Source organism: Nonomuraea harbinensis (assembly GCF_019396385.1).
Taxonomy (GTDB): domain Bacteria; phylum Actinomycetota; class Actinomycetes; order Streptosporangiales; family Streptosporangiaceae; genus Nonomuraea; species Nonomuraea ferruginea.
This window is the reverse complement of record NZ_JAHKRN010000013.1, coordinates 128621-140699: the sequence shown is the minus strand read 5'-3', so window position 1 is coordinate 140699 and position 12079 is coordinate 128621. Positions and strand designations below refer to the sequence as shown.

Here is a 12079-nt window from a genome sequence, read left to right as displayed (position 1 = left end):
CCGTCGATCAGTGGAAGAAGTGCCGCGTGCCGGTGAAGTAGAGCGTGACGCCCGCCTTCTCCACCGCGTCGATGACCTCCTGGTCGCGTACGGAGCCGCCGGGCTCGACGATGGCCTTCACGCCGCCCTCGATGAGCACCTGCGGCCCGTCGGGGAACGGGAAGAACGCGTCGGACGCGGCCACCGCGCCCGTCGCGCGCTCGCCCGCCCGGCTGACCGCGAGGCGGCAGGAGTCGACCCGGTTGACCTGCCCCATGCCCACGCCCACGGTGGCGCCGTCGCTGGCCAGCAGGATCGCGTTGGACTTGACCGAGCGCGCGGCCCGCCAGGCGAACGCCAGGTCGGCCAGCATCTCCGGAGAGGCCGGCTCGCCCGCCTTGAGCTGCCAGGTGGACGGGTCGTCGCCGGCCGCGTCGACCCGGTCGACCTGCTGGACGAGCAGGCCGCCGTCGATCCGGCGGAACTCGGCCGCGTTGGCCGGGCCGGCGGGGCAGACGAGCAGGCGCAGGTTCTTCTTCCTGGTGAGGATCTCCAGCGCCTCGGGCTCGAACGCGGGCGCCACCACGACCTCGGTGAACACCTCGGCGATCTGCCGGGCCAGGGACGCCGTGACCGGCCCGTTGACGGCGATCACGCCGCCGTAGGCGGAGACCGGGTCGCACGCGTGGGCCTTGCGGTGCGCCTCGGCCACGTCGGCGCCGACGGCGATGCCGCACGGGTTCTGGTGCTTGATGATGGCCACGCACGGGTCGGTGAAGTCCCACGCGGCCCGCCAGGCGGCGTCGGCGTCGAGGTAGTTGTTGTAGGACATCTCCTTGCCGTGCAGCTGCTCGGCGTTGGCCAGCCCGTCCGCTCCCGAGGTGTAGAGGGCGGCGCCCTGGTGGGGGTTCTCGCCGTAGCGCAGCTCGGCCTTGCGCCGCCAGGTCGCGCCCATGAACGCGGGCCACTCCTCCTCGGCCGCGTACGCGCTGCCGAACCACGAGGCCACGGCCACGTCGTAGGCGGCGGTGTGGGCGTAGGCGATGCCCGCCAGCCGCTTGCGCTCGGCCTTGCTGAACCCGCCCTGCTCCAGCGCGGCGGACACCTCGCCGTAGAAGCCGGGGTCGACCACGACCGCGCAGGTGTTGTGGTTCTTGGCGGCGCCGCGGATCATGGCCGGGCCGCCGATGTCGATCTGCTCGACGCACTCCTCCGGCGACGCCCCCGAGGCCACCGTCTGCTCGAACGGGTAGAGGTTGACCACCACGAGCTGGAACGGGTCGATCTCCAGCTCCTCCAGCTGCTGCACGTGGTGCGGCTTGCCGAGGTCGGCGAGCAGCCCGGCGTGCACCCTCGGGTGGAGCGTCTTGACGCGCCCGTCGAGACACTCGGGGAAGCCGGTGAGCTGCTCGACCTTGGTCACCGGGATGCCGTAGGACGCGATGGCGGCGGCCGTGCCGCCCGTCGACACGATCTCCACCCCCGCACCGTCAAGAGCCCTGGCCAGCTCTTCCAGCCCCGACTTGTCGTACACGGCGATCAGGGCACGCCGGATGGCGATGCGGGTCACGAGTTTTCCCCTCCAATGTTGTTGCCGATGCGGACGACGCGTCCGCTGACCGTCCAGCCCTCGCGGACCATCCGGCCGACAGTGTCGACGAGCAGTCGGCGCTCGACGGTCTTGATGCGCTCGTGCAGCTCGGACTCGTCATCGCCCGGCAGCACGCGCACGGCCTCCTGGGCGATGATCGGCCCGGTGTCGACGCCGGCGTCGGCCAGCATCACGGTGCAGCCCGTCACCTGGACCCCGTACGCGAGCGCGTCGCGCACACCGTGAGCCCCCGGGAACGACGGCAGCAGCGCGGGGTGGGTGTTGACGACCGGGAACGAGTCCAGCGTCGGAGCGCCGAGAATCTTCATGAAGCCGGCCGAGATCACCAGATCGGGCTTGTGGGCCGCGATCTCCGCGGCGATCGCGGCATCCCAATCCTCACGATTCGGATAATCACGCAAATTTCGCACAAAAGTGGGTACGCCTGCGCGTGACGCCCTGGCCAAACCTTCGATCCCATCGCGGTCGGCACCGACGGCCACCACGCGGGCCCCGTACGAAGGATCGGCGGAAGCGTCCAGCAGGGCCTGTAGGTTTGTTCCAGAGCCGGAGACGAGGACGACGAGCCGCCCAGCCTTAGACACGCACTCTCCCATGGACAATCGTGGGGTGGGGCTGCAAGCGTATCCGTTACTCGCCCGGTGACGCAGAGGAGGTCAGGTGTCGACACCGGTGCAAGCACCGGCCGGTCAGCAGCCCGCGGAGTCCGCGGGCCGCCGAGCGATCTGGTTGTCCATCGCAGCGCTGGCCATGACGTTCATGCTGCCGCTGGCCGGGCTGGTCATGGCGGTGTTCGCGCTCGTGGCCGGCATCCGCGCGCTCCCGCTGCTGAGAGGCGCGGGCAAACCCACCGGCGTGGCGTCGGGCGGCATCGCCGTGGCGACGGCCGCGCTGCTGCTCTCCGCCGGGGCCACCGGCATGCAGGTCTACCTGATGGACGAGAACTCCGCCTACCAGGAGTGCATGAAGGGCGCCGGCACGGTTCAGTCGCAGGGCGAGTGCTTCGTGCAGTTCAGGGAGGCGGCCGAGAAGAAGCTGCCGCCCGACGTGCTGGAGCTGCTCGGCGCGGCGCAGCCCTGATCAGTCGCGGTCCCAGGCGTACGGGTCCACGTAGATCACGTGGCCGCCCTTGTCGTCCGACTCGTCCACGATGTCCTTGCGGCTCCGCGGCGCCTCGTCCAGCGGAGCGCGCGGGCGCGCCTGGGCCAGGGTCTCGGCGGCGGCCGACGCGTGCTCGTCCTGCCAGTCGTCCCTGATGACCGGGATGGGCTGCGTGTCGGCCTCGGTGGCGTCCATCCAGTGGCCGGGCAGCGGGCGGGCGTCCGACTCGGCCAGCCCGACCTTGCTCGCCGCCCTGGCGATCGCCGCCCCCGCCTTCCGCACCGGCGCGGCGGCCTTGTCGAGCGGGGCGCGGGCCTTGCGGCTGAGCAGCAGCAGGTTGGTCACGCCGGCGGAGATGCCGGCGGCCACGCCCACCTCCAGCCCGACCGACAGGGCCACCTCCCACACCGGCGGCCCGACGACCGTCAGCCTGCCGCCGCCGATCGGCCCGCCGGACAACGCGGCCAGCGCCGCCGCCACCAGCCCGGTCGTGACACCGGTGAGGAAACCCCAGAGCGGCGCGGCCTCGTACGCGGGAGAGGGCGAGATCCTGGCGACCACGACGCCCGCCACCGCGCCCGCCGCGAACGGCAGCGCGATCACCGCCATCATCCAGACGGGCGCCGGGCCGCTGTCGGGCAGTGCGCCCAGCATCGGCAGGCTCGGCACCGTGCCGAGCTGCACACCCGTCGGCGCGACCAGCGTGTCGGCGCCGACCGCGAACCCCGGCCCGGCGATGTAGGACAGCCCCCAGATGACCACGTTGAACAGGTAGAGCAGCTGCACCAGCAGGAGCAGCACGCCGCCCACGAACCCCGGCGCGAGCACGTCGGACAGCTCCCGCACCTGGTCGAAGTTGAGCACGATGGCGACCAGCACGAGCACCAGCCCGGCCGCGAGCATGATCGCGGTGGCCACCGCCGTGCCGACGGTCACCGCCCGCACCCGCTCGGGCAGCAGCCTCGGCATCACCCGCCACGGCCCGATCGTGCGCGCGACGGCGAGCGTGCCGGCCAGGAAGGCCAGGAGGAAGTGGCTGATCAGCGCCTCGCCGATGGACGGCTTGGTGAGGTCGTTGGTGGTGGCCAGCGCGATGCCGCCGGCCAGCATGGCGTAGGGGGCCGCGAGCGAGACGCCCGCCTGCACGACCAGCACGAGCTGGGCCCGGCGCCGCGCGTTGGCCTTCTCCTTCGGGCTGTTCTTCGGGAGCCGGGCCGGCAGCCGCAGCCGCAGGTCGGCGTCGCGGGCCATCCACCGCCCCGCCTTGTAGAGCAGCAGGGCGGGCAGCACCATCAGGCCCAGGGGCAGCAGCCCGACCCGGCCGCCGGGGATGTCGAAGCCCGCGTGGTGGGCGGCCAGCCAGATCTGCGCGGCCGTGCGGAACACGCCGGGCAGCCCCTGGCCGAGCGCGCCGCGCGGGGCCGCCATCCAGCCGACGATGGTGAGCGTGGTGAGGACGGCGAGCCCGGCGCCCAGCGCGATGGCGGCGGCGAGCATGCCGGACACGGGCAGGGGCCGGCGGGACTCGTCGTCACCCGAGACCCCCGGCAGCTTGCCGAGAACCGACCGGGGGGCGGTGCGGAGCTGGTCGAGTATCGCCGTCACAACAAGTGATTTTCTCAATCTTTCCCGACCGGCGCTTGGTTGACGCGCCGCACCCGCCCGGTTTATACGGTGTTTCCGCGACGGGCACGGGCTTTCCGAGCCCCGGACACGCGGAAGGCCCCGCCCGGACGAACGAGCCGTCCGTGGGGGCCTTCGCCGCTGTCTAGCGTGACTGCATGATCTCCCGCATCAGGCGGGCGGTCTCGGAGGGGGTCTTGCCGACGCGCACGCCGACCTTCTCCAGGGCCTCCTTCTTCGCCTGGGCGGTGCCGGCCGAGCCGGAGACGATGGCGCCGGCGTGGCCCATGGTCTTGCCCTCGGGCGCGGTGAAGCCCGCGACGTAGGCGACGACCGGCTTGGTGACGTGCTTCTCGATGTAGGCGGCCGCGCGCTCCTCGGCGTCTCCGCCGATCTCGCCGATCATCACGATCGCGTCGGTGCCGGGGTCGTCCTGGAACGCCTGGAGGCAGTCGATGTGCGTGGTGCCGATGACCGGGTCGCCGCCGATGCCCACGGCGGTGGAGAAGCCGAAGTCACGCAGCTCGTACATGAGCTGGTAGGTCAGCGTGCCGGACTTCGACACCAGGCCGATGCGGCCCGCGGTGGTGATGTCGGCGGGGATGATGCCGGCGTTGGAGGCGCCGGGCGATGCGATGCCGGGGCAGTTGGGACCGATGATGCGGGTCTTGTTGCCCTTCTCGGTCGCGTACGCCCAGAACTCGGTGGTGTCGTGGACCGGCACGCCCTCGGTGATCACCACGCAGAGCGGGATCTCGGCGTCGACGGCCTCCTTGACGGCGTCCTTGGTGAACGCCGGGGGGACGAAGACGACGGACACGTCGGCGCGCGTCTTCTCCATCGCCTCCTTGACCGTGCCGAACACGGGCAGGCCCTCGTGGGTGGTGCCGGCCTTGCGGGCGTTGACGCCGCCCACGACGCGGGAGCCGGCGGCGAGCATGCGGCGGGTGTGCTTGGTGCCCTCCGAGCCGGTCATGCCCTGAACGATGATCTTGCTGTTCTCGGTCAGCCAGATTGCCATGTGTCACGCACCTACCGCAGCGAGCTCGGCGGCCCGCTTGGCCGCGTCGTCCATCGTGTCGACCAGCTCGACGCGCGGGAGCGCGGCGTCGGCCAGGATCTGTCGCCCGAGCTGGGCGTTGTTGCCGTCGAGGCGGACCACCAGCGGGTGGTTGACCGACTCGCCGCGGCTCTCCAGCAGCTTGAACGCCGAGACGATGCCGTTGGCCACGGCGTCGCAGGCGGTGATGCCGCCGAACACGTTGACGAAGATCGACTTGACCGACGGGTCGGACATGATGATCTCCAGGCCGGCCGCCATGACCTCGGCGGACGCGCCGCCGCCGATGTCGAGGAAGTTGGCCGGGGCGGGCTTGCCGGGGAAGGCCTCGCCCGCGTAGGCGACCACGTCGAGCGTGGACATGACCAGGCCGGCGCCGTTGCCGATGATGCCGACGGTGCCGTCGAGCTTGACGTAGTTGAGGTCCTTGGCCTTGGCCGCGGCCTCCAGCGGGTCCTCGGCGGCCTGGTCGACGAAGGCCTCGTGGTCGGGCTGGCGGAAGGAGGCGTTGTCGTCGAGCGTGACCTTGCCGTCGAGGGCCTTCACCTGGCCGTCGGCCGACAGGATCATCGGGTTGACCTCGACGAGGCTGGCGTCCTCGTCGACGAACGCGCACCAGAGCTTCTCGATGAGCTCGGCCGCGCCGTCGAGCGCCTTCTCCGGCAGCCCGCCGGCCGCCGCGATCTCGCGGGCCGTGGCGCGGTCGACGCCGGTCAGCGGCGAGACCGGCACCTTGGCGACCTTCTCGGGGGTCGAGTGGGCGACCTCTTCGATGTCCATGCCGCCCGCGGCGGAGCAGATGGCCAGGAAAGTGCGGTTGGCGCGGTCGAGCAGGAAGGAGAAGTAGTACTCCTCCGCGATCGCGCTGGCCTCCTCCACGAGCACCTTGTGCACCGTGTGGCCCTTGATGTCCATGCCCAGGATGGCCTGGGCCTTCTCGACGGCGTCGGCGGCGTCGTCGGCCACCTTCACGCCACCGGCCTTGCCGCGGCCTCCGGTCTTCACCTGCGCCTTGACGACGACGCGACCGGTGAGCTCCTCGGCGGCCGCGCGTGCCTCCTCCACAGTGTGGGCGACGATGCCGCGTGGCACCGGGATGCCGTAGTCGGCGAAGAGTTCCTTCGCCTGATGTTCGAACAGGTCCACGAGGGTCCGTCCTTGCTTCTCCGACTGAATGTTCGACGGCCCGGGCCACCCCGTACGTCCGTGCCGGGCGTTTCCGCCAGTGAAGCCTAGCCCCAGACTTGACCCTTCCCGGTCACCGGGTCGCGGTTGTGCCTGGATGTGACGGTGATCTCACTCCGCCTGCACGAAATGTGCACCGAATCATCAGCTCTTGTCCGCCTATTGAGATATCGCTGTGATCTTCGATCGGCAAGATACCTTTTTCCCCTTCCTTTTCAACCGAGGACAACGATGAGAAGAGTCATTACCGGGCTGGCATTGGCCACCGCGGCGACGCTGGTCACGGTGGCGCCAGCGCAGGCCGCACCGGCGAATCCGGTCAAAACGCTGAAGCAGCAGTTCAAGCCCGGACACGGAGTGCGCGTTTCCGAAACGGTCCGTAGTTTCAATGACGGAAAGGCCGCCGGCGTCACCCGAACGACCGGGAAGCTCGAATTCGGCAAGTCCGCAGTGGTCGGCGCCGACCTGAGCAACCGCTACAAGTCGCCGCGGGGCAAGCAGGGCGATCCATTCCTTTCGATTCTCGGCGCCACGCGCACGATCAGTGCGGGGGGCTCCACCTACATGCAGGGCGGCCTGTTCGCGGACGAGCTCCCCGAGGGCAAGAAGTGGATCCGCTACGAAGGCGCCACGACTTACCAGACGAACCAGCTCGTCGACATCTTCAACCCGAAGGTGCTCAAGGGTCTGGTCTCCAAGGCCAAGAACGTCAAGGGTGACTACAAGGGCACGACCACGCTCAAGCACCTGGCCTCGCTCCAGGGCGTGCAGTTGTCGGGCACTTTCGCCAAGGTCAAGGTCAATTACCTGATCGACACCAACGGCAAGGGCCTGATCACCCGCGTGGTGAGCGACTGGACGCTCGACTACGGGATCATGGGCCGCAGCCGCTCGGTCACCGAGAGCCGCTACACCGCGTGGGGCGCCAAGGTGAAGATCACGGCTCCGCCGAAGTCGCAATGGATCGACAGCGCCGACCTGCTCTCCGGCAGGACCGACAGCGATGTGCCGTCGGAGATCCCGGACAACGCGATCAGTTCTCTCGGGGTGGGCCGCTAGCTCCCCTTTCTCTCCGTACGAGAGACGTAACACCCCCATGCCTGTGAAGGGCATGGGGTGATTCGTTCACTTGTCGTGGCCCCTGAGTGGCCACATCCCCCTCAATGAATCGAGAAAATCGCATGAAGCGCTTGATCGCGGGCCTCGCTGTGGCCTCGGCCGCGACCTTCGTCACGGCCGTTCCCGCACAGGCTCAGGTTGCGCCCAAGAACCCGCTCACCGCCGTGAAGAAGCAACTCGTCGCGGGCAAGGGCGTGAAGTTCACCGAGCGCACCACCGTCGAGGACCCTGTCGCCCGCATGGTCTTCATCCGCCGCACCGGCACCATCGGCTTCCGTAAGAACGGCGTGGCAGCGTCGGACATCACCGGCAAGTTCAACATCAAGGCCAGCGACCTCGGCGAGGACGACTCCGACCTGGCCAAGGCGATGCTCAGCCCCGAGCGGACCATCTGGCTGGGCAAGACCTCCTACCTGTCGGGCGGGATCTGGTCCGCTTTGCTGCCCGAGGACAAGACGTGGTTCAAGCTGCCGAACGGCCCGACCGGCGGCATCACGGGCGGCTACGGCCAGCTGCTGAACGTCGCCGAGCCGGCCACGCTGAAGGCCATGCTCAAGAACGCCAAGGCGGCCAGGGGCGGCTACTCCGGCAAGATCACCGTCAGCCAGGCACGCAAGGTCTCTCCGTGGTTCCGTGCCACGGTCCTGCGGGACAAGTTCCCGGCCAAGGTGCTCAAGACCGAGATCTCCTGGCGGCTGAGCGTCGACGCCAAGGGCCTGCCGACGCGGCTGGTGACCACGTTCCCGTTCGGCATCACCAACGGCACGCCGAAGAAGAGCGAGATGGTGAGCGTGGACACCCGCTACACCGGCTGGGGCACCAAGGTCAGCATCAAGGCGCCGACCGACAGCGACGCCAGCAGCAAGCCGAAGGAGGGCTCGGAGGAGACCCTCGACAACCTCGACATCCTCAACGGCGCCAAGACCGGGATGCTGGGCGGCTAGTTCCCTTTCCTCTCCCGTACGAGTGAGCGCTCTCGTGCCCGTCCCCCGGGCACGAGAGCCCGCGGGTACGGAGGTCGGGTTCGTGCTCCTTTGGACCGTTACAACATCGTGACGAGTTATCCGCCGTCGAAACACGCGTCCCAATTGTCACACGTACAGACGCGTAACGCGGAGAACCATAGCTCAGGAGTACGACCCGTGAATGTCTTCCCCCGGATTCTCGCCGCCGCCGCGCTGGTGACGGCGGTGGCCTGCGCGGCGGAGGGCGCCCCCGTCGCTCAGCAGGCCGCCCGGCCGCAGACGGTGCAGGCGGCTCAAACCGTCACGAAGGCGAAGAAGAAGTTCAAGATAGGCATCGCCGACATCACCCCCATGGGCGAGAAGACGGAGAAGGTGGGCGTCGGCTTCCCCATCATCGTCACCTTCGACCGCGACGTGCCCGACAAGGCCGCCGTCGAGTCCGTGCTCCAGGTCGAGGCGGAGCAGCCCGTCGAGGGCGCCTGGCGGTGGGTGTCGCCGCGCAAGGTCATCTACCGCACCAAGACCTACTGGAAGCCCTACCAGAAGGTGCTGTTCAAGGCCCTGCTCAGCGAGATCCCCGGCAACGAGAAGGCGAAGAACGTCAGCCGCCGCTTCGCCGTCGGCGCCAAGCACGTGTCGCTGGTCGACACCCGCAAGCACGTCATGAAGGTCTACCGCAACGGCAAGCTGGCCAAGAAGATCCCGATCAGCGCCGGCCGCGGCGGGCTGGTCAGGAACGGCGTCGACGTCTACCTGACCACCAGCGGCGTCCACCTGACCATGGGCAAGAAGGCCGTGGAGACCATGACCTCGTCGTGGATGGGGGTGACCGACCCGAAGGACCCCCGCTACTACAAGGAGGAGATCCCGTGGGCGGTGCGCATCTCCGACAGCGGCGAGTACGTCCACCAGAGCTTCGGCGACTACCAGTATCTCGGCCGGTCCAACCAGAGCCACGGCTGCGTGCGCGCCACCCCGGCCGGGGCCAAGTGGTTCTACCAGATCAGCCAGCGCGGCGACGTCGTCAAGATCGTCGGCACCAAGCGCAAGCTCCAGTGGAACAACGGCTGGAGCTACTGGCAGCTCAACTGGACCCAGTGGAAGAAGGGCAGCGCCCTGCGCACCGCCCAGAGCTGACGCACGAGGTCAGAGCTTCTCCAGCGGCGCGTACGCGAGCAGGAGCGTCTTCTCACCACCCGAGCCGAAGTCGATCTTGACCTTGGTCTTCTCGGCCACGCCGTCGACCGACACCACGGTGCCGAGACCGAACGCGTCGTGGGTGACCCGGTCGCCCGGCGTCAGCGACGGGACGGCCCGGCCGCCGGTCTTCTTCGGGGCCGCGGCCGGGACGGGCTCGCGGCGGGTGGCGGCGCTCCACGCGGACTTGTCGGGGTCGGTGCGCCACTCGACCAGCTTGGCCGGCACCTCGGTGACGAACCGCGAGGCCGGGTTGAACGACGGCGCGCCCCACGAGCTGCGCACCGCCGCCCGCGTCAGGTAGAGCCGCTGCTGGGCGCGGGTGATGCCGACGTAGGCGAGGCGGCGCTCCTCCTCCAGCTCCTTCGGCTCGCCGATGGAGCGGATGTGGGGGAAGACGCCGTCTTCCATGGCGGTCAGGAACACCACCGGGAACTCCAGGCCCTTGGCGGTGTGGAGCGTCATCAGCGTCACCACGCCCTGGCCGCCGTCCTGCTCGGGGATCTGGTCGGCGTCGGCCACCAGCGACACCTGCTCCAGGAACTCCACGAGCGTGCCCTCGGGGTTGGCCTCCTCGAACTCGCCGGCCACCGAGACCAGCTCCTGGAGGTTCTCCAGGCGGGACTCGTCCTGAGGATCTTCGGACGCCTCCAGCTCGGCGCGGTAGCCGGTGGCCACCAGCACCTCCTCGGCCAGCGCGGACGGCGGCACGCCCTCGCCCTTGGCGATCAGCTCATCGATCATCGCGACGAACTCCCTGATCGCGTTGAGCGAGCGGGTGGCCATGCCCGGCGCCTCGTCGGCCCGGCGCAGGCCCTCCCAGAACGGGATCCGCTCGCGCGCCGCGAACGCCTCCACCATCGCCTCGGCCCGGTCGCCGATGCCGCGCTTGGGCACGTTGAGTATGCGGCGCAGCGACACCACGTCGAGCGGGTTGGCCAGCACCCGGAGGTAGGCCAGCAGGTCCTTGACCTCCTTGCGCTCGTAGAAGCGCACCCCGCCGACGACCTTGTAGGGCAGGCCGGTGCGGATGAAGATCTCCTCGAACACGCGGGAGGCGGCGTTGGTGCGGTAGAAGACCGCGACGTCGCCCGGCCTGACGTCCTCCTCGTCGGCCAGCCGGTCGACCTCCTGCGCCACGAACACGGCCTCGTCGTGCTCGTTGTCGGCGACGTATCCCACGATCTTGGGCCCGTCGCCCTGGTCGGACCAGAGGTTCTTCGGCTTGCGCGACTCGTTGCGGGAGATGACCGCGTTGGCGGCGGCCAGGATGTTCTGGGTGGAGCGGTAGTTCTGCTCCAGCAGGATCGTGCGGGCGTCGGGGTAGTCGCGCTCGAACTCGAGGATGTTGCGGATCGTCGCGCCGCGGAAGGCGTAGATCGACTGGTCGGCGTCGCCGACCACGCACAGCTCCGACTGGCTGGTGCCGGAGCGCACCTGGTCGCCGTCGGCGGTGCGCAGCTCGGGGAACCCGACCAGCTCCCTGATCAGGATGTACTGCGCGTGGTTGGTGTCCTGGTATTCGTCGACGAGGACGTGGCGGAAGCGCATCCGGTAGTGCTCCGCCACCTCGGGGAAGAGCTGGAAGAGCGTCACCGTGTTCATGATGATGTCGTCGAAGTCCATCGCGCCGGCCTCGGTGAGCTTGAGCTGGTAGCTCTTGTAGGCCTGGGCGAGCGTCTTCTCCAGGTGGGAGCCCGCCCGCTCGATCGCGGTCTCGTAGTCGATCAGCTCGTTCTTGAAGTTGCTGACCTGGGCGGAGAACGACCGGGGCGGATAGCGCTTGGGGTCGAGCTCCATCTCGCGGCAGACCATGGCCATGAGGCGCTGGGAGTCGGCCTGGTCGTAGATGGAGAAGCTCGAAGGGAAGCCGAGCCGCTTGGCCTCGCGGCGCAGGATGCGCATGCACGCGCTGTGGAAGGTCATCACCCACATCGCCCGCGAGCGCGGGCCGACGAGCTTGTCGATGCGCTCCTTCATCTCGCGGGCGGCCTTGTTGGTGAACGTGATGGCCAGGATCTCGCCCGGATGGACGTCGCGCTCGGCCAGAAGGTAGGCGATGCGGTGGGTGAGCACCCGCGTCTTGCCGGACCCGGCGCCCGCGACGATCAGCAGCGGGCTGCCGTGGTGGAGCACGGCCTCGCGCTGCTGAGGGTTGAGGCCGTCGAGCAAAGGGTGGTCAACAGAGACTTGGGTGGGCACGCCCCTAGGTTAGGCCCCCTCACCGACAATCGGCGC

General features: G+C 69.3%; 10 protein-coding genes. 4 read left to right on the top strand and 6 right to left on the bottom strand.

What is annotated here, in order from left to right:
- Positions 1-7: 7 nt before the first annotated feature.
- Both purH and purN read right to left on the bottom strand, forming a co-directional pair.
- On the bottom strand, positions 8-1549 hold the full coding sequence (purH, locus tag KME79_RS16590) for a bifunctional phosphoribosylaminoimidazolecarboxamide formyltransferase/IMP cyclohydrolase (RefSeq protein ID WP_148036900.1): 1542 nt from the start codon (positions 1547-1549) through the stop codon (positions 8-10).
- Complete coding sequence (gene purN / locus KME79_RS16585; RefSeq protein WP_261809073.1) at positions 1546-2175, bottom strand: phosphoribosylglycinamide formyltransferase; 630 nt, start codon at positions 2173-2175, stop codon at positions 1546-1548. Before purN ends, purH begins: the two co-directional genes overlap by 4 nt.
- A gap of 76 nt (positions 2176-2251) precedes the next feature.
- On the opposite strand from purN, the gene KME79_RS16580 reads away from it, so the two are divergent.
- A complete protein-coding gene (locus KME79_RS16580; protein ID WP_261809072.1) occupies positions 2252-2671 on the top strand; it encodes a hypothetical protein in 420 nt (139 codons plus the stop codon).
- On the opposite strand, the gene KME79_RS16575 is transcribed toward KME79_RS16580, so the two are convergent.
- The 3 genes from KME79_RS16575 to sucC form a co-directional block, all read right to left on the bottom strand.
- Positions 2672-4297 (bottom strand): cell division protein PerM, encoded by a 1626-nt coding sequence (locus tag KME79_RS16575; protein ID WP_219545172.1) that lies wholly within the window; start codon positions 4295-4297, stop codon positions 2672-2674.
- Between the two features lie 163 nt (positions 4298-4460).
- The gene (gene sucD / locus KME79_RS16570) at positions 4461-5336 is read right to left on the bottom strand and encodes a succinate--CoA ligase subunit alpha (RefSeq protein WP_148036897.1); all 876 of its coding nucleotides are present in this window, start codon (positions 5334-5336) and stop codon (positions 4461-4463) included.
- A 3-nt stretch (positions 5337-5339) separates the two neighbouring features.
- Positions 5340-6521: an ADP-forming succinate--CoA ligase subunit beta gene (sucC, locus tag KME79_RS16565; RefSeq protein ID WP_148036896.1), complete on the bottom strand. Its 1182-nt coding sequence runs from the start codon at positions 6519-6521 to the stop codon at positions 5340-5342.
- Positions 6522-6791: 270 nt separating this feature from the next.
- On the opposite strand from sucC, the gene KME79_RS16560 reads away from it, so the two are divergent.
- The 3 genes from KME79_RS16560 to KME79_RS16550 all read left to right on the top strand — a co-directional run bounded on the left by KME79_RS16560 (position 6792) and on the right by KME79_RS16550 (position 9781).
- The gene (locus KME79_RS16560) at positions 6792-7619 is read left to right on the top strand and encodes a hypothetical protein (protein ID WP_219545171.1); all 828 of its coding nucleotides are present in this window, start codon (positions 6792-6794) and stop codon (positions 7617-7619) included.
- A gap of 122 nt (positions 7620-7741) precedes the next feature.
- A complete protein-coding gene (locus KME79_RS16555) occupies positions 7742-8623 on the top strand; it encodes a hypothetical protein (RefSeq protein WP_219545170.1) in 882 nt (293 codons plus the stop codon).
- Between the two features lie 198 nt (positions 8624-8821).
- Positions 8822-9781 (top strand): L,D-transpeptidase, encoded by a 960-nt coding sequence (locus KME79_RS16550; protein ID WP_148036893.1) that lies wholly within the window; start codon positions 8822-8824, stop codon positions 9779-9781.
- A gap of 9 nt (positions 9782-9790) precedes the next feature.
- Here KME79_RS16550 and pcrA read toward each other — a convergent pair whose 3' ends face one another.
- Positions 9791-12013, bottom strand: a complete 2223-nt coding sequence (gene pcrA, locus KME79_RS16545) for a DNA helicase PcrA (RefSeq protein ID WP_219545204.1) — start codon at positions 12011-12013, stop codon at positions 9791-9793.
- Positions 12014-12079: the final 66 nt, after the last annotated feature.